The organism is Pseudoalteromonas sp. BZB3 (assembly GCF_040104455.1).
Lineage (GTDB): Bacteria > Pseudomonadota > Gammaproteobacteria > Enterobacterales > Alteromonadaceae > Pseudoalteromonas.
Genome location: NZ_JBECOS010000008.1, coordinates 175,036 through 196,096, shown reverse-complemented (window position 1 = coordinate 196,096; position 21,061 = coordinate 175,036). Strand labels below are relative to the sequence as shown.

Genomic DNA, 21,061 nt, shown 5'->3' with positions numbered 1-21,061 from the left:
CTCTGCTAGATTATTTAGTAAATAACTCGCTGATATTACTTAAATCTGATTTACCCTCTGCAATTTCATCTGGGGTTAAACCTGATAACTCATGTGGGAACACTAACCACTCATCTGATTCGTGAATGAAATAATCAGGCTTCATAGGTACTTTAGTATTCTTTGGCTTGTAGTAAGGGCAAGCTGTGCGAATATCTTTAGGCAAGTTTAATCGCATTAGCTCAGAAAGCTTTTCTTTTAATGCGAAAATACTGCGGCCTGAATCAAATACATCGTCCACAATGAGTAACGAGTCATCTGCATTGGCATTTTCGATGATGTAATGAAGACCATGTACTTTAATTTCTTTTGATTGTTTGCCGATACCATAGTAAGAAGATGTACGCACGGCAATGTGATCTGTCTCTATGCCTTTGTAATCATAATACTCTTGCACAGCAATACCGATAGGCGCACCACCTCGCCAAATACCAATGATGAAGTCAGGACGGAAACCATCATCATAAACTTGCGCGGCTAAACGAAAAGAATCCTCAAGCAACTGCTGTGCTGTGATATAGCACTTATCTGACATACAAACCCCGTGAAATATTTATAAAAAGAAAAGGTATCCAGCACATATAAACAGCTGGATATAACCTTGTATTCTAGCGCATATAAATCAAAAATGCGCAAACTACCCAATTAAGGAACACTTTTACATTTTTAGGTAAAAGTCACGACAAAGTGCAATAAAATCTTCGCTGTATTGCCCATTTTCATTAATACATAACACCGTATTCTCTGGCTCAATCAGACCACTATTTGTAGCATACCCAAACTCGAGTAATAAACGGCTGGCAGCCTTACGCTCTGTCGTTTTCACCTCGCATTTACGCACAAGATGCAAATCTTGTTGTTGCGCTAGCGCAATAAACTCTAATCCTTCTTTATAAGGTAGTACTACCGCTAGGCGACTTCTAGGGTGAGATAAACGCTTAAATTCATTTAGTAACGCACTGAAGCTCAATGAATCCGTATGGCGAGCTAAATTTCGAGCTGCCGATGGACCTTTTAAACTATCGTTAAAATAAGGTGGATTACTGATCACCAAATCGAATTTAGTTTCAGTTTGAAAATCTTGAATAGCAGATTGATGTAAACTAATACCATCCTGCCAAGGGCTGTTTTGAATATTCAAACTTGAATCTTGAAACGCACCAGACTCAATCTCAACAGCTGTCACAGATAAACATTCAGCACGTTGCTTACACATCAAAGACAATAGCCCTGTGCCTGCACCGACATCTAGCAAGCTTTTTACCCCAGACAAATTCACCCAAGCACCAAGCAAAATTCCATCGGTTGAGACCTTCATTGCGGTGTTCTCTTGCTCAATACAAAACTGCTTAAACGCAAAGCCTGCCATAATCTCGCTTTTCCAAATTCACTATCACGCGTATAATTGAGCACATTGTCCTTTATTTATGATGCACTATGCAATTTTCTGAATTTGATCTAGACGGTAAAGTCCTCTCAGCTATTGATAAAATGGGATTCAAAACCGCCACCAGCATTCAACAACTTTCTATTCCTGAAGGTCTAATGGGTCGAGATATTCTTGCCTCAGCACCAACAGGTACGGGTAAAACAGCTGCGTTTTTAATTCCTGCAATCCAATACTTGTTAGACTTCCCTCGTCGCGATCCGGGCTTTGCACGTGTATTAATTATGACGCCTACCCGTGAACTTGCTTACCAAGTACACGAACAATGTCAGTTACTTGCGGCAAATACTCATCTTAAAATTGGTGTCGTAACCGGTGGTATTAACTACGGCAGCCACAAAGAAATTTTCGAAAAGAACAACGATATCTTAATTGCGACACCAGGTCGTTTGATGGAATATCTTGAAACTGAAAACTTCCACGCAGAAAACGTTGAGCTACTTATTCTTGATGAAGCCGACCGCATGCTAGACATGGGTTTCAAAAAAGAAATGCTACGTATTTGTGATGAAGCAAAAAATCGCCGTCAATGTTTCTTATTCTCAGCAACTCTTGAAGGCGACAGTGTTGAGTTATTCGCCGATCGTATTCTTAATGATCCAGCCTTACTTGAAGCTGAGCCATCACGCAAAGAGAAAGGAAAAATTCATCAATGGGTGCACCTAGCTGATGACTATAATCACAAACTAAAGCTACTTGTTGAGTTACTTAAGAACGAAGAGGAAGTACAAAAAGCGATTGTCTTCGTTAAAACGCGTGAGCGACTAGAAAAGCTTGTTGGTGAGCTTTATTCTCACGATATTAAAACCACTTGGTTACGTGGTGAGATGCCTCAAGACAAGCGTATGACGGCCATGGCCAACTTCCAAGCGGGCCGAACACGTATTCTAGTAGCGACTGATGTAGCCGCGCGTGGTATTGATGTTCAAGACATAACCCATGTATTTAACTTCGATATGCCGCGTACAGCAGACATTTACGTACACCGTATCGGCCGTACAGGTCGCGCAGGTAAAAAAGGCACGGCAATCTCTTTAGTTGAAGCCCATGATATGGCAATTTTAGGCAAGGTTCAGCGTTACACCGAACAACAACTAAAATCTCGTGTTATTAAAGGGTTAGAACCGAAGAATAAACCAGCGAAATTACCAAAGAAGAAAAAAGATCCGGCTAAAATAAAAGCTAAGAAAAAGGCAAAAGCCAAAGTTAAAAAGAAAAAGTAACTATCAAGCTTAGTTGAAGTTAAAAGGGTCTTTCAGACCCTTTTTCATTTTATGTCTCTAAAGCTACTTTTAACTTAGGCTTTAATCGCCAGATAATACCCGCGGCCAAAAGCATCACAGGGATAGTCAGCATATTTAATAACTGCCAGCCTATTTCAGCCTCAAGCCAGCCTGCGCCCAATGAAGAAACCGTCACCATACTAAAAACAAGGAATTCATTACTGGCTTGTGACTTAGCCCGCTCATGGGGCAAATAGCTCTCGCTGACCATTTGAGTAGCGGCAATAAACATAAAGTTCCAACCAACACCTAACAAACACAACGCCACTAAGAAATGCCAATGGCTCAGCCCCATTAAATTCACCAAACAACACAGCAGTACAATAACTACACCCGCTTGCATAATGTTGCTCTGACCAAAGCGATTAATTAGCTTACCGGTAAAAAATGAGGGTACAAACATCCCTAAAACATGCCATTCAATCACAAGTGCTGACTCAGCAAGATCATAACCATGGCGATGCATCGCCAAAGGTGTGGCGGTCATCAACAAGTTCATTGTGGTGTAGCTGATCATCGCAATCAATACGGCAAGCAAAAACTTAGGCTGTGTCATAATCTCAGATAAAGGCCGTTGTGGTTTATCTGAGCTTGCTTGGCTGAGCTCATTAAACTTCACAAGCTGTAATAAACACAAAGCCAAAATATACAGCCACATCAAGGCAACAAAGGCATTGGCATAATTAATTTCAGGGTAATGATTATTCACCCAAACCGCTAAATTTGGACCTAATACTGCCGCCACGACACCGCTGGCCATCACTGCTGAAATTGCAGTAGCAGGATTGTCACTCACTTCAATGGCTGCAAAACGATATAGGGTTGCGAAGCCAATACCAACGCCGATTAAAAAAGTAGCTAATGAAAATAGCCAAAACTGACTATTCAGTAATGAATAAAACCCTAAGATCGTACCACTGATCCCAATAAGATTACCCAAACTAAAACCTTTTCTACGGCCTATTTTAGCCATTAATAACGAGGCTGGCACTGTAGTCAACAATAATCCCAACATTTGTGTTGCTACCGGTAACGTTGTAAGTGCACTCGATGGGCTTAATGCTTGACCCACAAGCGCAGCAATTGTCACTAATAAGATATTACCCGTGGTGATCAAGCCCTGACAGATAGCCAAGAAAAGGACGTTTTTATTCATTATTACTCTAAATTGTGTAGAAGATGATTCGATGGTAGGAAGATCAGTGCAGACGGTATTTAGCCCGCACTGATTAACACATTATGAGTGGCTTACTTAGTTTTGTTCAGCGCGTAAGAAAACCGGCTCGTTTTCTTTTTGAGTTGCTTCTGCACTAAAATAGTAACCCGCGACATCAAATGCTTTCAACGCTTCAAGCGATGTCACTTGGTTTTCCATAATGTAGCGCGCCATCATGCCGCGGGCCTTCTTCGCATAAAAGCTGATCACCTTATATTGACCATTTTTGCAGTCTTTAAATACCGGGGTGATGATATCTGCTTTAAGCGCTTTTTTATTAACAGCTTTAAAATACTCGTTTGAAGCAAGGTTCACTAATTGTGTCGCTCCTTCAGCCGCTAACGCTTCATTGAGTTTCTCAGCGATCACTGTGCCCCAAAACTCATAAAGGTTTTTACCTCGGGTATTTTCAAGCTTAGTACCCATTTCTAAACGGTAGGCCTGCATCAGATCTAGTGGCTTTAGTACGCCATATAAACCTGAAAGAATACGTAAATGAGATTGCGCATAACTTAGTGTGCCTTCATCTAATGAGGCAGCGTCTAAGCCAGTGTACACATCGCCATTAAATGCCAGTACCGCCTGTTTCGCATTATTAGGTGTGAAAGGCTGTGCCCACTCACTAAAACGTGCAGCATTTAAGCCTGAAAGCTTGTCACTAATTTTCATCAAGCTGCCAATTTGTTGCGGTGATAATTCACGACACACTGTCATTAACTCTTCTGAGTGTTCAAGTAACTCAGGCTGCGTGAAAGTGTCGATATGCGCTGGCGTATCGTAATCTAAGTTTTTCGCGGGAGAGATCACTGTGATCATGGCTTACCTATTGACTTAAAAATTAATTAGTGTCAATTTCAACACTATCCCTTTGTTACTGCAAGTGAAGATTGTTAAGTAGCAAGTAATGCGGGATATGTGCTCTTCTTCTTCCTTTGAATATTTTTTAATTCTCAACTTGTGAGTGTCAAATAAGGACAATTGACCTATTCATGCCATTCACGCTATTGCAACATAGGAGAAGTAGAGTTTGCCCATAAGCTGTAAGAGGAATGAGGAAACATAATGACATCAGCACTAGATAGGCTAAAACAGCATTCATCAATCGTTGCCGATACCGGCGACATTGAAGCCATTCGTAAGCATCAACCAGAAGATGCAACCACTAACCCTTCACTGCTTTTAAAAGCAGCTGAAATGCCAGCCTATCAAGCCTATTTAACGCAAGCTTGGGATTACGCAAAAGCGAACGAGTCTGACGCAGACAAACAAGTCGAATTAGCGTGTGATTACTTTGCCGTATTAATTGGTAAAGAGATTGCCAATATTGTCCCGGGTTACATCTCAACTGAAGTAGATGCGCGCTTATCTTTTGATACAGAAGCGACAATTGCTAAAGCAAAAATCTTACTTGCACTGTACAAAGAGCAAGGTATCAACCAAGACAAAATCTTAATCAAGATTGCATCAACTTGGGAAGGTATTAAAGCGGCTGAACAGTTAGAGAAAGAAGGTATTAAGTGTAACTTAACGCTATTATTTAGCAGTGCACAAGCCCGTGCATGTGCTGATGCCAATGTTTTCCTAATCTCACCGTTTGTGGGTCGTATTCTTGACTGGCATGTTGCTAACGGCTTAGAAAAACCAACGGATCCACTGCAAGACCCTGGTGTGCAATCTGTTCGTAGCATCTACTCGTTCTATAAGCAGCATGGCTATAACACTGTGGTAATGGGTGCTAGCTTCAGAAACACAGGTGAAATCATTGCATTAACGGGTTGTGACAAATTAACCATTAGCCCTGCACTGCTTGAAGAGCTTGGTGAACTGACTGACGCACAAGAGTACTTACTAGATAACGACTATGAAGTACAAGCTAAGCCTGCGCCATTAACCGAAGCGCAATTCCGCTGGCAGCATAATCAAGATGCGATGGCCACTGAAAAGCTTGCTGAAGGTATTCGTGCTTTTGCTGAGGCACAAGAAACACTAGAAGCGCGTTTTAAAGCACTCTAATTAATAAACATATTCAATATAAACGCCGCATTATGTGGCGTTTTTTTATGCCTAAAAGCCAGGTTCCCCCGCGTTTCATCTTCATCAAACTGTTACTTTACTGTAACAAAAGCAACACATAGTTGTTTTATTTTTAAGCGAGTTATGATATACCGAAGTTGCTCGAAACGTATATCAAATATACAGAGCTGACGTAAAACCGTCATTTGAGGTCAATAATCAATGGGAGAACATCATGGATAGCCTAGACGATATCATTGCAGTATTAGAAAGTCCTGAAACAACAAAACGCACCTCTTCAAAAAAACAAAAACGAAAATGGCGCGAAATTGAAGCCTATAAAGAAAAACAACGTCTTCGCAAAGAGCTACAAGAACTTGACTATTTTGCAGACAACTTAGATCTAGAAGAACTAGATTTAATCTAAAAAAATGGCTCCTTCGGGAGCCATTTTTCGTTTTTGGAAGTGTGTTTAAACTTGCCAGTTAATCGGGGATTTCCCCATACTGGTTAATAACGCGTTTGTCTTTGAAAAGTGCTGACAACCAAAGAAGCCTCTGTGAGCTGACAATGGCGATGGATGCGGCGCATGTAAAACATGATGACGCGTTTTATCTATGTTTTTACCCTTCTTCTGTGCATGGGCGCCCCATAATAAAAACACCACGCCTTCTCTATATTGGTTAATTTCGTCAATCACCTTATCAGTGAACTTTTCCCAACCTAGATGTTTATGCGAATGTGCTTGTCCTTGTTCAACCGTCAATACAGTATTAAGTAATAACACACCTTGCTCTGCCCATGGCATTAAATAACCATGATCAGGAATACTAAACCCTTCTATGTCCTGCACCAGCTCTTTATACATATTTGCCAATGACGGAGGCGGTTTAATTCCCGGCAATACTGAAAAACATAAACCATGAGCTTGATCAGGTCCGTGATAAGGATCTTGGCCTAAAATGACCACCTTAACTTGTTCAAATGGCGTGGCATCAAATGCTGAAAATACCTTTCGCTCGGGAGGGAACACTGTCACGCCTTCGCTGCGCTTTTGAGCGACGTGCTCTAGCGTGCCCTTCAGGTAGGGTTGCTGGCTTTGTTCAGCGATAAAGTCTGACCAAGTCTTCATTATGATTGCTCTTGATAGTAACGGCGAGATTGCGACAGTTTACCACATAAGTCAGCAACCCCATCGAGTGCTCGCACACTAAATCGGTGTAATAGATCAGCATTGACTCTAATAAACTGCTGATGTTCGACTGCTGGGATCTGAGGCCAGTTTTGCCAATTAGTATGCTGCACGTCTTTCTTTGTTTTCTCTTCAGGTAATACGATTACTTGAGGTTTAAACCTAAGCACATTTTCGATACTAATTTGTGGATAATCTGCTCGGCTGTGAGCAAACACATTATTGACTTGGCAAATCGACAATACCTGATGGATCATGGTGTTTTTATTCACACTCATCATGGGCTCAGGCCAGAGTTGATAAAATACATCCAGCGACTTCGCATCTTGATATTGGCTTTGTAACTTGGCTAAACGCGCATCAAACTCTTTAGCCACTTGTTTTGCCTGTACTTGATGACCAGTTAACTCACCAAACTCTGTCAGTTGCTCAGGTACTTTAGTTAGGTCATTGGTTTCGCTATAAACCACTTTAATACCTAGCTTCTCGAGCTTTTCAAGATCGGCTTTTTTATTACCTGTTTCCCACGCGATCACCAAATCAGGTTTTAAGGCCAGTAATTTCTCAAGTTGAATACCGTGATAGCCGCCAATTCTTGGGATCTCAAGTGCTTGCTCTGGGTAATCTGCATACTCAACGGTGCCGACAATTTTATCGCCTGCGCCTATGGCAAATAAGTTTTCAACAACGTGCGGCGCTAAAGCCACAATACGTTGCGCTTTATGTTGAGTATCCGGTTGTGACGAATTTTGTGATCGATTTGCTGCTACATATTGACTTGTAAGCAGCAATAAGATGATCAATAAAGTCCTTTTTAGCCACATCAGTAGTCAAATCCTTTTAGTGCTTTGACACCGGATTCAAAAGCATGCTTCACATTTCTCACTTCACTCACCGTGTCAGCAAGCTCAGTTAAACGACGGTGCGCACCACGACCTGTCACGATCACAGACTGCATTTTCGGACGATTCTCGATAGCGCTGATAACTTCATCTAAGTCTAAATAATCGTAGCTCACCATATAGGTCAGCTCGTCAAGTAACACTAAATCTATGCTATCATCTGCTAACCACTTTTTGGCTTGCTGCCAAGTTTCAACCGCTGCAGCAGTGTCTGTTTCACGATTTTGCGTTTCCCAGGTAAAACCGGTTTTCATTACTGCAAAAGGGACACCTACTTTTTCAAGTAAGTTACGCTCCCCGCAGTCCCACATACCTTTAATAAACTGCGCCACAGCAGCATTTTGACCATGACCGACACAACGCGTCACAACCCCAAAACCAGACGTCGATTTACCCTTGCCATTACCAGTAATAACCTGAAAAATGCCCTTTTCGATATTAGCAGCGGCAACCTTTTCATCAACTTTCTCTTTGACTTTTTGTTGCCTCTGTTGATGCCTATCTTGTTCGCTCATAATTCACACCCTATAAATTGATTAATGCTTTAATTTTGTTTATATCTAAATGCGCTTCACATTCATCTGCCAGCCACTCTAACTGTTTTTCACGATGCTCATCTAGACTAAAATTTGTTTCTGTTAGCCTGCCATTACTCGCCCAGTGTAAAATGGCTTCCGCCGCTTTGGGCTCATCAAACAAACCATGTAAGTAAGTTCCAACAACCTGGTTATCATCAGATACAAAACCATCTTTCAGGAAACCTTGTGGATGATCGGTAAAATACATAAATGGCTTTTCAAGGGCGGGACCGCTACTTTGCCCACAGTGAATCTCATAGCCTTTAATATCCACGCTTTGCTGATTGATAACGCACTTACCCTGCACTTGAGTCAGGGTTTTAGTTTGCGTAAGCTTTGTTTCAAAATCAGCTAACCCCAATCCTGTAATTTCAGATTGTGAGCTTTCTATGGCATCAGGGTCACAAATGCGTTTGCCTAACATTTGTAAACCACCACACACGCCTAGCACCTTACCGCCATAACGTAAGTGACGCTGTATTTCGGTTTGCCATGTTTGCGTCTGCAAGAAAGCTAAGTCGTTGATGACGTTTTTACTGCCCGGGATAATAATCAGATCAGTTTGCCCGATTTGCTCAGTATGTTTTACATAACGTAAATCAATTTGAGGGTTTAACCGAAGGCTATCAAAGTCAGTGTGATTACTAATATGCGGCAGTAACAACACACTGACCATGAGTTGTTTGTTAGTCACGACATTATCCATTGCGACGGCATCTTCAGCGTCGATGTTTAAGCCATGCATGTAGGGCAACACACCTAACACAGGTTTTCCCGTTTTTTCTTCGAGCCAATCAAGACCCGATTGCAACAAAGCAATATCGCCACGAAAACGGTTGATCACAAAGCCTCGCACTAATGACTGCTCATATTCACTGAGTAACATTAAAGTACCGACAAGGTGTGCGAACACGCCGCCTTTATCAATGTCAGCAATGATAATCACGGGGCAATCTACTTCACAAGCAAACCCCATATTAGCGATATCATTTTCACGCAGATTGATTTCCGCAGGACTTCCTGCGCCTTCTACTATGATGGCATCAAAATCAGACACTAATCTTTGATGCGATTCAAGCACTGCTTGCATTGCGACTTTTTTATAGTCATGGTATTCCGCCGCTTCCATATTGCTAATGGCACGGCCATGAATAATGACTTGCGCACCCGTGTCGCTATTCGGCTTGAGTAAAATAGGGTTAAAGTCAGTACTTAAAGGCTGTTTCGCAGCAATAGCTTGTAGCGCTTGGGCACGGCCAATTTCGCCGCCACATGGCGTCACTGCACTATTGAGTGCCATATTCTGAGGTTTAAACGGCGCAACATTAATCCCTTCCCTAGCAAGCAAGCGGCATAAACCCGCAACCAAGGTACTTTTACCCGCATCAGATGTGGTGCCCTGTACCATTAATGTTTTCATCTTCGTCACTTATTTAATCCTTAACGGGCAACCAGCCATAATAAAGTCAACACGCTGCGCAACTTTGGCGATATCTTGATTTAACCAGCCAGACTGGTCGACAAACACGCGGCTTAACTCGCCGAGTGGCACTATGCCATGACCTACTTCATTGCTTATAAGTAAAACAGATGCTCGTGTATGCTGTAATGCCTCGAGCAAACGCTGCTTTTGCACTTGCAGTTCAGGCTCTGACTTTTCACATAGCCCATGCGTTAACCATAAGGTTAAACAGTCGATTAATACGCAAGTGTCGCCACCAAATTTTTGTAATGTGTCGGCTAGGTGCCATGACTCTTCAATCACTTGCCAGCGCTTATCTCGCGTTGCCCGATGATGTAATACGCGCTCAGCCATCTCGGCATCTTTAATTTCTGCCGTGGCGATGTATACGAGTTTACTCACCGTGCCTGAAGTATATAAATCCAACGCCGTTTGTTCAGCGAAACTGCTTTTGCCAGAGCGCGCGCCACCTAGAATGAGATGAATATTATTTTGAGTCATAGCTAATATCTCGCATCCGCTACACCCAGATCGCCACTAAAGTTAAATAAATCATGATTTCACAGTATTGTTGCGCGGCGCCTAAGCAATCTCCTGTATACCCACCTAGCTGTTGCTTAAACCAGCTTATACACAGCTGGCGAGTTAAAAATAAAACAGCAACTAAAATAATCACACTCATTAAAGACAACGGTGTAAAAAGCCACAGCACAAATAGCACGCACAGTGAGGTTAATGCGAGGAAATCTTTTGCATGAGAAGAGAGCGACATGGCGACTGGCTTTACTTTTGATTGCGCATCTTCTTGCACATATGCAAGCTTACCAATGATACTCGTCGCCATTGCACGGCTCAGAGTATGACCTAATACCAGTGCACAAAGCACTTGTGTAAAGCCATCGCTAAGTAGGCTCAGTAGTTGAAACTTTAATAACAGTAATAAAATAAGTGCACTGGCACCATATGTACCTAGCCGGCTGTCTTTCATAATCGACAGCTTTTGCGAGACAGTCCAACCGCCACCAAAACCATCCCAGACGTCGGCAAAACCATCTTCATGAAATGCGCCAGTAATTAAAATACCCAGAGCGAGGGTGAGGAGCACACAAACGCTTGGCGGTAAAATCAAAGACGCAACACCAAAGATAACAGCCAAGGCAAAACCCAACAACAAACCAACTAAGGCAAAATAACCACTGGCTTCACTGAGTGCATTGTCTTCAATCTCTTGTTTAAAATGTACAGGCACGCGAGTTAAAAAGCTCACTGCTAATAAAAAGTGTTGTTTATTCATATCAAACAACTTTCGTGACATTCGCGTCATCAAAGCTATTCATGTCGTTGTAAAACGCCAGAGCACTTTGTAGCAAGGGTAAGCTCAATGCAGCCCCAGTCCCTTCACCCAATCTAAGACCAAGCTCTAAAAGAGGCTTAGCATTAATTGAATTTAACATTTGCAGGTGTGCTTGCTCAGAAGAGCAATGGGCAAATACCATATAGCTTTGACTATTTGGCTCAATACGAATAGCCAGTAATGCCGCTGCCGTTGCAATAAAGCCATCAACAACAATAACCTGCTGTAACTCAGCAACAGCCAACATGGCGCCGACCATTTGACAGATCTCAAACCCACCCAAACAACGTAAGATTGCATGCGGGTCATTCAGTTTATCTCGGTGTAAGTCAAGCGCGCTATTAATCAGCTCAACTTTTTTATCTACCACTTCGTTTGATACCCCCGTGCCAAGCCCAACCGTGTATTCAGCAGAGAGTCCACTCAGCGCACTAAAAATAGCCGATGCTGCACTGGTATTGCCAATGCCCATCTCACCAAATGCAAAAGTATTACAGCCTTGCTGATATTGTTTATGAACAAGCTTCTTAGCAAACTCAAAACCTTGCGCTTCTTGAGCTTGGGTTAGCGCTTCACACTCATCAAATGAACGCGTAACTGACCCCAAACGTTGTGACGTAACACCTAAGGTCTGGTCGGGTTCACCTAGAATACCGCAATCGACTATCTCGAGTTGCCACCCTAATTGTTTGCTGAAAACATTAATTGCAGCGCCTCCTGACGCGAAATTCGCTACCATTTGGCCTGTTACTTCACTAGGTGCTATAGATACACCTTTTGCAGCAATACCGTGATCACCTGCAAACACTGTTAGTGTGGGTTTGCTGATTTGTGGTCGAAATGCTGAAAGCTGCTCAGGTTCTATACCCTGAGAGAAAATAGTCACCAGCTGTTTAGCCAATGTTTCTAGCTCACCTAACGCACCCAAAGGCTTGGTTTTCAGGTTTATTTTCTTTTCGATAAGTTCGCGAGAACGCGTATCAAGTGCTTTAACTGAGAACATACGCTAAGGCCTTTTTTGTTTGAGAGTCAGTAAAGTTAAAAAGAACACACTGCCTATTGCAGCAGTGATAACACCAATGGGAAGCTCTTGATTATCAAGAATAGTACGGGCAAATAGATCTACCCATATCATCATTAAGCCACCACTTAAAGCGGTACACAGCAGACCAATGGAAGTTGCCTGTGAAATGAAAAAACGTACCAAATGCGGGATCATTAACCCGACAAAGCCAATGCCACCACACATAGCAACCAATACCGCGGTCAGCAATGAGCTCAATAGCAACATGACTAAACGTAATTTAGCCACCTGAATACCTAATGTTGCAGCACTTTCATCACCCAGTAATAGTGCGTTTAAACCACGCCTAAACAACAGCATACAAGCCATACATAGTAATACAATTGAACAGGGCAACCACAACCATTGCCAATCAGCGCGACTAAAGCTGCCTAAGTTCCAAAACATAATGGCACTCACAGCTTGTGGATCACTCCAATACAACAGCAAGCTGGTAAATGCGCTAAATAAGAAAGATAAGGCAACACCGGCGAGTAACATCGCTTCTACCTGTCTAGACCTTTGTCCATAGGCAATCAGCAACAATAGGGTCATTGCCAGCGCACTACCTAAAAACGCCGCCCCTGACATCGCCCAACCAGCTGTGATACCTGTAAATGTGATGAGTAACACGACGCCAAATGATGCGCCTGATGAAATACCAAAGAGGTAAGGATCTGCCAAAGGGTTACGGGTCACTGTTTGCAAAATAATGCCCGCCAATGCCAAGCCACTGCCAGCAACAAATGCCAAAATCACTCTGGGAATACGTAGTTCCATAACAATTTTTTGCTCAAAGGCATTGGCATCATAAGCTAATAATGTTTGCCAAACATCACTCGCATTAATATCAATCGCGCCATGCTTAACGGCAACTAAAGCACTAAAAAAGCAGCTTATCAGCAAAATTAACAGCGAAATAAGCGGCTTCATAGTTGATATCCAAAGTGGTAGCGGATATGAGGAATATGGGCTTTGTCTCTATACGGGCAAGGTACTTGCGAGACCTCAGCACAGACATCAAATACATCACTGAGTAATTGCGCATCTAGCACATCGCTTGGCGCTCCACTTTTATATAACTCACCCTGTTGTAGTACCAGCAAGCTATCACTCATAGCTGCCGCAAGATTTAAATCATGGAAAGAAGCGATCACTGTGATCCCCATTGCTTTGGCAAGCTCCATAATTTGTATTTGGTATTTCACATCCAAGTGACTGGTTGGCTCATCCATAATCAATAGCCTAGGCTTTTGTGCCATGGCTTTCGCGATCAATGCCCTTTGTTTTTCACCACCAGAAAGGTGAGCAAATGCCTCGTTGATTTTGTGTACCAGACCAACCTGTTCAATAGACTTTGCAATTAGTTCATGATCGGCTTTATTTAACGGTGAAAATAAACTTTTATGAGGTGTTACACCCATTGCAACCACATCATAAAGCGATAGATTAAAATGCTCAGGCATTTCTTGCAGAACCACTGCAACTTGCTGGGCATATTCGTTATGCGAGAAGCTTGAAATCGTTTTGTTAAAAAGGGTTATTTGTCCACTAGAAGAGATAAAAAAACGGTAAATGCAACGAAGCAGCGATGACTTACCAGCCCCATTAGGACCCAATAAACCAATAAACTGCCCTTCAGTTACATCGAAAGAGATGTTTTGTAATATTTGATGATTATCTAGCACCAAATTTAAGTTTGAAACTTGCAGAGCAAATTCAGAGTGCTGACAAGCTGATTGCATTCGTACCCTTACTAACGTTTGGGCAGACACGAACGCACAGTCCTAACCGAATTACAGTTAAAATTGTGTGCTCTTGAGTACGCCCGCTCAAGAGGATTTTTCTGACCTTGGTATCTGACTTCGTGCATTTAAATGCACTTCACAGTTGCGGGGACAGTTAAGCAGTTTCAGCTTATTCCCAAGATTAATCAGAAAAACCGTATTATGAAGTCTAGATGGCTAAAACACAACTTTAGGCCACGCCTTATGTGCTTCATCAAAGTAAACTTCTATCTTTACCAATGTAGCATAGCCAACTTCTAAACTATTGATAGAGGACAGAGAATCTAATGGTAAGTTAAGGACTTCAGCTAAAATTTGTTTGATCACACCGGCATGGGTCACCACTAGGTTATGTGTTGTATGTCGGGTGGATAGTTCTGCCTCCCACCATTGTCTGACACGAGACCTAAACGCGTAAAGGGACTCTCCATTTAGCGGCGTATGTTGCCAAGGTGCCTGCCAAAATTCACCTACACTCGGGCTCTGTGTGTTCTCCCAAAGCCATTCATAAGTTCGACCATCCCAATCCCCAAAATCCATTTCTTGAAGTTGCTTTGCTATCGCCAGTGGTAAGCTTGCTTGCATAGATTGCTTTTTCGCAAAGCTCAGACAACGCTGCATTGGGGAAGAAATACAGGCATCAAATTGAACTGTTTTTGGTAAAGCAGACTCCATTGCTGCTAACCCTAATTCAGACACGGCAACGTCAGTTTTAGAACCAGTGAGAATGCCAGTAGTAACAGGTTTACCGTGCCTTAGGAAATACCATGTCTTCGTCATTTTAGCCTCAGATCAAAAATGCGAGCCTTAGCTCGCATTTAATTAAAGATGATTTGCTTAGTTTATCTTAAAGAATCTGGTTCTCTTTCCAAGCTTGTTCTTTCGCCATACGCTTTTTACGACGGTCACATGGATCATCGCAATCACATGACTTTTCAATACCAACCGCGCCTAAACCGCCACAGCTGCTTGCCATAGATTTCTTTTGCACGATTACACCGACAGCCATAGCTGCAACAATTAAAATAAGTAACCCAAAAGTTAGGAAAAATAGTGACATGCACAGGCCCCTTAAAACAGTTTAACGGCTCAGTATATCTGAACCAAATGACGGCATTCAAACAGCCGTTATTATAACGCGCTTAGTGTACTATTTCGACTAATTAATCAAAATTGCCTTATTTACAAATAAGGCGCAAAAGCCGGGCTTGAATAGGTCACTAGCCCTTCCTTACTTTTACTAATTAAATATACAGCTAAATTGTGCTCTTCTGCGTAAGCTTTTGCTCGCTCTGTACCCATGACAGTAAGTGCTGTTGCTAAGCCATCAGCAGTCATTGCTGATGGGTGTAAGACGGTCACTGATACTAAATCGTGCTTAACTGGTTTACCTGTGCCTGGATCAATCAAGTGCGTATAGGTCTCACCATCCATTTCGTAGAAAATACGGTAATCACCTGAAGTCGCCATGCCGTTATTGCCTGGTTCAATAACTTTATGCACTTGCCTCTGCCCTGCTGGCGCATCTGGCTGTTCAATCGCAATACGCCAAGGTTGTGACTGAGCTTTAGTGCCGGCAATTCTAAGCTCACCACCAATTTCAACCATGTAATTTATCATCCCTTTGGCTTCTAAAAGCTCAGCAACTTTATCAATACCAAAACCTTTAGCTGTCGCTGAAAAAGATAACTCTAAACCGTCAATAGTTTTCGCTAACCCTTCGTCTGTTAACACCAACTTATCAACACCAATGCGAGCCTTCATTTCATCCAGTTGAGACTGTGAAGGTGTTTTTGTTGGGCGTTTATCTGGGCCAAAACCCCATAAATCTATGAGAGGGCCCATGGTGACATCTAGTGTTGTTGTTGAAACGCCTAAACGAACTGACTCTTTCACAACTGACTTAAAGTCATCACTGATAGGCATAAAAGTATTTGCTGCCAACGTATTGAACTGATTAATCTCTGAGTTTTTCACCCAAGGTGACATAGACTGATTCACCGCAATTAAAGTGTTATCAACTTCTGTTTTTAATGTCTCAGCAGTTAAATTTTCATTAATTGGAAAAGCTTTGACCGTGTAAGTGGTCCCCATTGTTTTACCCTGAATAACAATAGGTTCAATCTCTTGTTTGTCGTCAAAACACCCTGTCAAAACAACCGTGGTCAGTAATACAAAAATGCCTACTAGTTTCTTCATACTTTTCTCTATCCCAAAAAAAACCCCAAGCTTATTGCTTGGGGTTTAAGTCTATCTTATTTCAGTGAAGTGTTCACTGAGATAACGCTGATTTAGCCACCGAAGTCATCTAGTAAGATGTTTTCGTCTTCAACGCCTAAATCTTTAAGCATGTTGATTACAGCCGCGTTCATCATTGGAGGACCACACATGTAGAACTCACAATCTTCTGGCGCTTCGTGGTCTTTCAGGTAGTTTTCTAAAAGAACATTATGGATGAAGCCCGTGTAACCTTCCCAGTTATCCTCTGGTTGAGGATCTGAAAGAGCTACGTGCCATTCAAAGTTTTCGTTATCAGCCGCTAGGCCATCGAAATCTTCTACGTAGAACATCTCACGCTTAGAACGTGCACCATACCAGAAAGACATCTTACGGTCTGAATTAAGACGCTTAAGCTGATCGAAGATGTGTGAACGCATTGGCGCCATACCAGCACCACCACCTACGAATACCATTTCTGCATCAGTTTCTTTCGCGAAGAATTCACCGAATGGACCAGAAATAGTTACTTTATCACCTTCTTTAAGTGACCAGATGAACGATGACATCTTACCACATGGTAGGCTTAGGTTATTTGGCGGCGGAGTCGCGATACGTACGTTAAGCATGATGATGCCGTACTCTTCTGGGTAGTTAGCCATTGAGTATGCACGGATCGTTTCGTCGTCAACTTTAGACTCAAGATTAAAGAAGCCAAAACGCTCCCAATCTGCACGATATTCTTCAGGAATATCGAAGTCAGCGTATTTAACGTGGTGAGCTGGCGCTTCAATTTGGATATAACCACCTGCACGGAAAGGTACAACCTCACCATCAGGGATACCAAGCTTAAGCTCTTTGATGAATGTCGCTTTGTTATCGTTAGAGATAACTGTACATTCCCACTTCTTAACACCGAAGATTTCTTCTTCTACTTCGATTTCCATGTCAGTTTTAACAGCAACCTGACACGCTAGACGACAACCTTCACGCGCTTCACCTTTTGAAATATGGTCAAGCTCAGTTGGCAGGATATCACCACCACCCGCTTTAACGTGAACAGTACATTGGCCACAAGAACCACCACCGCCACAAGCAGATGAAATGAAGATACCAGCGTCTGCTAGTGCACCTAGTAGTTTACCACCTGGTGCTGAAGTAACTGCCTTTTCAGGGTCACCGTTAATGCTGATTGTGATGTCACCGCTTGGTACAAGCTTCGACTTCGCTGCAATGATGATCAATACAAGCATTACAACGATAGCGATGAACATCCCTACGCCTAAATATACCTCAAGCATGATTTTTCCTCGCTAAATTAAAGTGAAATACCAGAGAATGACATGAAGCCAAGACCCATTAGACCTACTGTGATGAAGGTAATACCTAAACCACGAAGACCATCTGGTACGTCTGAATACTTCATCTTCTCACGGATACCAGCAAGTAATACGATTGCTAGTGCCCAACCTACACCTGAGCCTAAACCAAATACCACAGACTCACCGAAGTTCAGGTTACGCTCAACCATGAATGCTACTGCACCGAAAATCGCACAGTTTACAGTGATTAGTGGTAAGAAGATGCCTAGTGCGTTGTATAGCGCAGGGAAAAACTTGTCTAGAGTCATCTCAAGGATCTGTACAAGTGCTGCGATTACACCGATGAAAGTTAGGAACTTAAGGAAGCTTAAGTCAGCTTCAGGGAAGCCTAACCACTCTAGTGCACCAGGTGCAAGTACTGCGTGATATACAAGGTTGTTAACTGGAACAGCAACACCTAGTACGAAAATAACCGCAACACCTAAACCCATTGAAGTTGTCACTTTCTTAGATACTGCTAGGAAAGTACACATACCAAAGAAGAAAGATAATGCTAAGTTTTCAATGAAAACCGCTTTAACGAATAAATTAATATAATGTTCCATCTCTCTCCCCTTATGCCTTCGCTTCTACTTGGTCTTTCTTATAAGTACGAAGTACCCAAATGAAGAAACCAATGATGAAGAATGAGCTTGGCGGAAGGATTAGTAGACCCATAGGCTGATACCAACCACCTTCAGAAATAAGTGGTAAGATTTCAACACCAAATAGTGTACCTGAACCACCTAATTCACGAATGAATGCAACAGTTAGAAGTACAACTGAGTAACCTAAACCGTTACCGATACCATCAAGGAATGACATCAGTGGTGGTGTCTTCATTGCGTATGCTTCTGCGCGACCCATTACGATACAGTTAGTAATGATTAGACCAACGAATACCGAAAGCTCTTTCGCTGTTGCATATACAAACGCTTGAAGCGTTTGGTCTACCACGATTACCAATGAAGCGATGATTGTCATCTGAACAATGATACGAACGCTTGATGGAATGTGGTTACGGATCATAGAGATAAATAAGCTTGAAAACGCGGTTACCAATGTCAAAGCAATTGACATGATCAGTGCGTTTTTAAGGCTTGATGTTACTGCTAGTGCAGAACAGATACCTAATACTTGAAGTGCAATAGGGTTGTTCGCAAAAACAGGGCCAAACAAGACTTCTTTCATTTCTTTTGCATTAGCCATTAGTTCAATGCTCCTTTACGTACGTTCGCAAGGAAAGGACCGAACGCTTTATCGCTCGTCCAGAAGTCAACTGTGTTATCAACACCAACTGATGTTAATGTCGCACCAGAAAGACCATCAACTAGATTTTCATTCTTACCAGCTGTACCCTTAACGATATCAATTGGTAGTTTCTTGCCTTCCCAAGTTGCTGTCCAACGAGGGTTTTGGATTTCACCACCTAGACCCGGAGTTTCATTGTGCTTGTAGAAGTTGATTGCTTTAACAGTCTTTGTATCAGCATCTAGTGCTAAGAAACCATACATAATACCCCAAAGGCCGTAACCTTGGATTGGTAGAATGATTGTGTCTACTTGACCGCTAGCATCTTTAGCGAAGTAAACTGGAGATTCAGTCGTCATACGCTGAACACCGGCTTTGTCTTGCGCTTTTTCAAGCTTCACACTGCGCTTTGCATCGAACTTAGTTGATTCGAAGTCGAAAGAGTTTGGATCTGTCTCAACAAACTCACCCGTTTTCATATCAACAACGCGTGCTTCGATGTTTTCGTTAAATGTTTTGAAAACATCTGCTGAACTTTCAATACCTGCTGCAGCAAGAATATTGCGTTGCACGTCTTGAGTTTTGTTTGCTTGTTGTAGTGGACGTAATTGAACAGATGCCATAGAAACAACAACTGCACATACTAAACATAGGCCAACAACAACGCCTAGCGTTTTGCCAATAGTTTCATTGTTACTAGACACGTGCCAATCTCCTCTTAACGTTAGACTGTACAACGAAGTGGTCGAATAATGGTGCAAATAGGTTAGCGAATAGAATTGCTAACATCATACCTTCTGGGTATGCAGGGTTAACTACACGCACCAGAACAACCATTACACCGATTAGTGCACCGTATGCGAATTTACCTTTATTTGTGAAAGACGCAGAAACTGGGTCAGTCGCCATAAAGAACATACCGAATGCAAAACCACCTAGTACTAAGTGCCAGTGCCAAGGCATAGCAAATGCAGGGTTAGTTTCAGAACCAATCATGTTAAGAAGTAGAGACATTACGACCATACCTAGGAATACACCTAGCACGATACGCCATGACGCAATACGAACATAAATTAGGAACAAACCACCAATCATCAGTGCTAGCGTTGAAACCTCACCCATAGAACCTTGTACGAAGCCATAGAAAGCATCCCACCAAAGTGCCATGTTGTTGTAATCAAGTGCACCTTGCGCCGCTAGGCCTAGGTTTGTTGCACCTGTGAATGAATCAACTGCAGTCCAAACCGTATCACCTGAGATATCAGCTGGGTATGCGAAGAATAAGAACGCACGGCCTGCTAATGCTGGGTTAAGGAAGTTACGACCTGTACCACCGAATACTTCTTTTGCAACTACAACACCAAAAGTAATACCTAACGCGGCTTGCCATAATGGAATTGTAGAAGGAAGGATCAGTGAAAATAATACAGATGTTACAAAGAAACCCTCGTTAACTTCGTGCTTACGGATAGAAGCAAATAAGACTTCCCAGAAACCACCAACGATAAATACCGTCGCATAGACTGGCAGGAAGAAACATGCACCGTAGAAGAACTTAGCACCAATACCTGATTGTGCTGTTAGTTCACCACCTAATGCTTGGAAAATAGCAGCCTGCCAAGTATTAGCAATTTCAAAACCATTACCAATTGCTAGTGCAGCTTGGTGACCGATGTTGAACATACCAAAGAACATTGCAGGGAATGTCGCCATCCACACTAAAATCATAATACGTTTTAGGTCGATGTTGTCACGAACGTGCGTGCCACCTTTGTTTACATAACCTGGAGTATAGAAAACGGTTGCGACTGCTTCATACAGGGCATACCACTTTTCATGTTTACCGCCAGGTTCAAAATGCGGCTCGATATCTTCTAGAAATTTCTTTAAGGCCAT

The 21,061-nt window shown here is 42.4% G+C and carries 24 protein-coding genes and 1 riboswitch; of the genes, 3 read left to right on the top strand and 21 right to left on the bottom strand.

What is annotated here, in order from left to right:
• Positions 1-10: 10 nt before the first annotated feature.
• Together ABMY35_RS06605 and ABMY35_RS06600 are read right to left on the bottom strand one after the other, a co-directional pair.
• A complete protein-coding gene (locus ABMY35_RS06605; protein ID WP_058030867.1) occupies positions 11-574 on the bottom strand; it encodes a phosphoribosyltransferase family protein in 564 nt (187 codons plus the stop codon).
• Between the two features lie 123 nt (positions 575-697).
• The gene (locus ABMY35_RS06600) at positions 698-1,408 is read right to left on the bottom strand and encodes a methyltransferase (RefSeq protein ID WP_349285518.1); all 711 of its coding nucleotides are present in this window, start codon (positions 1,406-1,408) and stop codon (positions 698-700) included.
• 68 nt (positions 1,409-1,476) lie between these two features.
• Between ABMY35_RS06600 and srmB the strand changes: the two genes are divergently transcribed.
• Positions 1,477-2,709, top strand: coding sequence for an ATP-dependent RNA helicase SrmB (gene srmB / locus ABMY35_RS06595; protein WP_058030869.1), 1,233 nt, complete (start codon positions 1,477-1,479; stop codon positions 2,707-2,709).
• Positions 2,710-2,758: 49 nt separating this feature from the next.
• Here srmB and ABMY35_RS06590 read toward each other — a convergent pair whose 3' ends face one another.
• Both ABMY35_RS06590 and yaaA read right to left on the bottom strand, forming a co-directional pair.
• Complete coding sequence (locus tag ABMY35_RS06590) at positions 2,759-3,925, bottom strand: MFS transporter (protein ID WP_349285517.1); 1,167 nt, start codon at positions 3,923-3,925, stop codon at positions 2,759-2,761.
• 96 nt (positions 3,926-4,021) lie between these two features.
• Complete coding sequence (yaaA, locus tag ABMY35_RS06585) at positions 4,022-4,801, bottom strand: peroxide stress protein YaaA (RefSeq protein WP_349285516.1); 780 nt, start codon at positions 4,799-4,801, stop codon at positions 4,022-4,024.
• Between the two features lie 246 nt (positions 4,802-5,047).
• Here yaaA and tal point away from each other — a divergent pair, with 246 nt between their 5' ends.
• Both tal and ABMY35_RS06575 read left to right on the top strand, forming a co-directional pair.
• Positions 5,048-5,998: a transaldolase gene (tal, locus tag ABMY35_RS06580; protein ID WP_349285515.1), complete on the top strand. Its 951-nt coding sequence runs from the start codon at positions 5,048-5,050 to the stop codon at positions 5,996-5,998.
• A 235-nt stretch (positions 5,999-6,233) separates the two neighbouring features.
• Positions 6,234-6,425 (top strand): DUF3545 family protein, encoded by a 192-nt coding sequence (locus ABMY35_RS06575; protein WP_130254710.1) that lies wholly within the window; start codon positions 6,234-6,236, stop codon positions 6,423-6,425.
• Between the two features lie 45 nt (positions 6,426-6,470).
• Here ABMY35_RS06575 and ung read toward each other — a convergent pair whose 3' ends face one another.
• The 17 genes from ung to ABMY35_RS06490 all read right to left on the bottom strand — a co-directional run bounded on the left by ung (position 6,471) and on the right by ABMY35_RS06490 (position 21,061).
• Positions 6,471-7,130 (bottom strand): uracil-DNA glycosylase, encoded by a 660-nt coding sequence (ung, locus tag ABMY35_RS06570; RefSeq protein ID WP_349285514.1) that lies wholly within the window; start codon positions 7,128-7,130, stop codon positions 6,471-6,473.
• Positions 7,130-8,014: a cobalamin-binding protein gene (locus ABMY35_RS06565; protein ID WP_349285513.1), complete on the bottom strand. Its 885-nt coding sequence runs from the start codon at positions 8,012-8,014 to the stop codon at positions 7,130-7,132. Before ABMY35_RS06565 ends, ung begins: the two co-directional genes overlap by 1 nt.
• Positions 8,014-8,607, bottom strand: coding sequence for a cob(I)yrinic acid a,c-diamide adenosyltransferase (gene cobO, locus ABMY35_RS06560; RefSeq protein WP_349285512.1), 594 nt, complete (start codon positions 8,605-8,607; stop codon positions 8,014-8,016). Before cobO ends, ABMY35_RS06565 begins: the two co-directional genes overlap by 1 nt.
• Before the next feature lie 10 nt (positions 8,608-8,617).
• Positions 8,618-10,090, bottom strand: coding sequence for a cobyric acid synthase (locus tag ABMY35_RS06555; protein ID WP_349285511.1), 1,473 nt, complete (start codon positions 10,088-10,090; stop codon positions 8,618-8,620).
• Positions 10,091-10,099: 9 nt separating this feature from the next.
• Positions 10,100-10,633: a bifunctional adenosylcobinamide kinase/adenosylcobinamide-phosphate guanylyltransferase gene (cobU, locus tag ABMY35_RS06550; RefSeq protein ID WP_349285510.1), complete on the bottom strand. Its 534-nt coding sequence runs from the start codon at positions 10,631-10,633 to the stop codon at positions 10,100-10,102.
• A gap of 19 nt (positions 10,634-10,652) precedes the next feature.
• Entirely contained in the window at positions 10,653-11,426 is a 774-nt protein-coding gene (locus ABMY35_RS06545; RefSeq protein ID WP_349285509.1) for an adenosylcobinamide-GDP ribazoletransferase, read from the bottom strand.
• 1 nt (position 11,427) lies between these two features.
• Positions 11,428-12,489, bottom strand: coding sequence for a nicotinate-nucleotide--dimethylbenzimidazole phosphoribosyltransferase (gene cobT, locus ABMY35_RS06540; RefSeq protein ID WP_349285508.1), 1,062 nt, complete (start codon positions 12,487-12,489; stop codon positions 11,428-11,430).
• 3 nt (positions 12,490-12,492) lie between these two features.
• The gene (locus tag ABMY35_RS06535) at positions 12,493-13,482 is read right to left on the bottom strand and encodes an iron ABC transporter permease (protein ID WP_349285507.1); all 990 of its coding nucleotides are present in this window, start codon (positions 13,480-13,482) and stop codon (positions 12,493-12,495) included.
• A complete protein-coding gene (locus ABMY35_RS06530) occupies positions 13,479-14,294 on the bottom strand; it encodes an ABC transporter ATP-binding protein (protein ID WP_349285506.1) in 816 nt (271 codons plus the stop codon). Before ABMY35_RS06530 ends, ABMY35_RS06535 begins: the two co-directional genes overlap by 4 nt.
• Positions 14,295-14,379: 85 nt before the next feature.
• Positions 14,380-14,524, bottom strand: a riboswitch (cobalamin riboswitch).
• Complete coding sequence (locus ABMY35_RS06525) at positions 14,514-15,116, bottom strand: histidine phosphatase family protein (RefSeq protein WP_349285505.1); 603 nt, start codon at positions 15,114-15,116, stop codon at positions 14,514-14,516. Its footprint overlaps the riboswitch before it by 11 nt.
• Positions 15,117-15,183: 67 nt before the next feature.
• Positions 15,184-15,396, bottom strand: coding sequence for a (Na+)-NQR maturation NqrM (gene nqrM / locus ABMY35_RS06520; RefSeq protein WP_058030883.1), 213 nt, complete (start codon positions 15,394-15,396; stop codon positions 15,184-15,186).
• Positions 15,397-15,518: 122 nt separating this feature from the next.
• Entirely contained in the window at positions 15,519-16,535 is a 1,017-nt protein-coding gene (locus ABMY35_RS06515; protein ID WP_349285504.1) for an FAD:protein FMN transferase, read from the bottom strand.
• Between the two features lie 92 nt (positions 16,536-16,627).
• On the bottom strand, positions 16,628-17,854 hold the full coding sequence (gene nqrF / locus ABMY35_RS06510) for an NADH:ubiquinone reductase (Na(+)-transporting) subunit F (RefSeq protein WP_130254698.1): 1,227 nt from the start codon (positions 17,852-17,854) through the stop codon (positions 16,628-16,630).
• A 17-nt stretch (positions 17,855-17,871) separates the two neighbouring features.
• Positions 17,872-18,480 (bottom strand): NADH:ubiquinone reductase (Na(+)-transporting) subunit E, encoded by a 609-nt coding sequence (gene nqrE, locus ABMY35_RS06505; protein ID WP_349285503.1) that lies wholly within the window; start codon positions 18,478-18,480, stop codon positions 17,872-17,874.
• A gap of 10 nt (positions 18,481-18,490) precedes the next feature.
• Positions 18,491-19,123 (bottom strand): NADH:ubiquinone reductase (Na(+)-transporting) subunit D, encoded by a 633-nt coding sequence (locus ABMY35_RS06500; RefSeq protein WP_349285502.1) that lies wholly within the window; start codon positions 19,121-19,123, stop codon positions 18,491-18,493.
• The gene (locus ABMY35_RS06495; RefSeq protein WP_349285501.1) at positions 19,123-19,869 is read right to left on the bottom strand and encodes a Na(+)-translocating NADH-quinone reductase subunit C; all 747 of its coding nucleotides are present in this window, start codon (positions 19,867-19,869) and stop codon (positions 19,123-19,125) included. Before ABMY35_RS06495 ends, ABMY35_RS06500 begins: the two co-directional genes overlap by 1 nt.
• Positions 19,862-21,061: an NADH:ubiquinone reductase (Na(+)-transporting) subunit B gene (locus tag ABMY35_RS06490; RefSeq protein WP_138629530.1), complete on the bottom strand. Its 1,200-nt coding sequence runs from the start codon at positions 21,059-21,061 to the stop codon at positions 19,862-19,864. Before ABMY35_RS06490 ends, ABMY35_RS06495 begins: the two co-directional genes overlap by 8 nt.

Bases quoted from the DNA above. Each gene is read 5' to 3' on its own strand.
- ABMY35_RS06605 (WP_058030867.1), bottom strand. From the start codon at position 574: ATGTCAGATAAGTGCTATATCACAGCACAGCAGTTGCTTGAGGATTCT.
- ABMY35_RS06600 (WP_349285518.1), bottom strand. From the start codon at position 1,408: ATGGCAGGCTTTGCGTTTAAGCAGTTTTGTATTGAGCAAGAGAACACC.
- srmB (WP_058030869.1), top strand. From the start codon at position 1,477: ATGCAATTTTCTGAATTTGATCTAGACGGTAAAGTCCTCTCAGCTATT.
- ABMY35_RS06590 (WP_349285517.1), bottom strand. From the start codon at position 3,925: ATGAATAAAAACGTCCTTTTCTTGGCTATCTGTCAGGGCTTGATCACC.
- yaaA (WP_349285516.1), bottom strand. From the start codon at position 4,801: ATGATCACAGTGATCTCTCCCGCGAAAAACTTAGATTACGATACGCCA.
- tal (WP_349285515.1), top strand. From the start codon at position 5,048: ATGACATCAGCACTAGATAGGCTAAAACAGCATTCATCAATCGTTGCC.
- ABMY35_RS06575 (WP_130254710.1), top strand. From the start codon at position 6,234: ATGGATAGCCTAGACGATATCATTGCAGTATTAGAAAGTCCTGAAACA.
- ung (WP_349285514.1), bottom strand. From the start codon at position 7,130: ATGAAGACTTGGTCAGACTTTATCGCTGAACAAAGCCAGCAACCCTAC.
- ABMY35_RS06565 (WP_349285513.1), bottom strand. From the start codon at position 8,014: ATGTGGCTAAAAAGGACTTTATTGATCATCTTATTGCTGCTTACAAGT.
- cobO (WP_349285512.1), bottom strand. From the start codon at position 8,607: ATGAGCGAACAAGATAGGCATCAACAGAGGCAACAAAAAGTCAAAGAG.
- ABMY35_RS06555 (WP_349285511.1), bottom strand. From the start codon at position 10,090: ATGAAAACATTAATGGTACAGGGCACCACATCTGATGCGGGTAAAAGT.
- cobU (WP_349285510.1), bottom strand. From the start codon at position 10,633: ATGACTCAAAATAATATTCATCTCATTCTAGGTGGCGCGCGCTCTGGC.
- ABMY35_RS06545 (WP_349285509.1), bottom strand. From the start codon at position 11,426: ATGAATAAACAACACTTTTTATTAGCAGTGAGCTTTTTAACTCGCGTG.
- cobT (WP_349285508.1), bottom strand. From the start codon at position 12,489: ATGTTCTCAGTTAAAGCACTTGATACGCGTTCTCGCGAACTTATCGAA.
- ABMY35_RS06535 (WP_349285507.1), bottom strand. From the start codon at position 13,482: ATGAAGCCGCTTATTTCGCTGTTAATTTTGCTGATAAGCTGCTTTTTT.
- ABMY35_RS06530 (WP_349285506.1), bottom strand. From the start codon at position 14,294: ATGCAATCAGCTTGTCAGCACTCTGAATTTGCTCTGCAAGTTTCAAAC.
- ABMY35_RS06525 (WP_349285505.1), bottom strand. From the start codon at position 15,116: ATGACGAAGACATGGTATTTCCTAAGGCACGGTAAACCTGTTACTACT.
- nqrM (WP_058030883.1), bottom strand. From the start codon at position 15,396: ATGTCACTATTTTTCCTAACTTTTGGGTTACTTATTTTAATTGTTGCA.
- ABMY35_RS06515 (WP_349285504.1), bottom strand. From the start codon at position 16,535: ATGAAGAAACTAGTAGGCATTTTTGTATTACTGACCACGGTTGTTTTG.
- nqrF (WP_130254698.1), bottom strand. From the start codon at position 17,854: ATGCTTGAGGTATATTTAGGCGTAGGGATGTTCATCGCTATCGTTGTA.
- nqrE (WP_349285503.1), bottom strand. From the start codon at position 18,480: ATGGAACATTATATTAATTTATTCGTTAAAGCGGTTTTCATTGAAAAC.
- ABMY35_RS06500 (WP_349285502.1), bottom strand. From the start codon at position 19,123: ATGGCTAATGCAAAAGAAATGAAAGAAGTCTTGTTTGGCCCTGTTTTT.
- ABMY35_RS06490 (WP_138629530.1), bottom strand. From the start codon at position 21,061: ATGGCCTTAAAGAAATTTCTAGAAGATATCGAGCCGCATTTTGAACCT.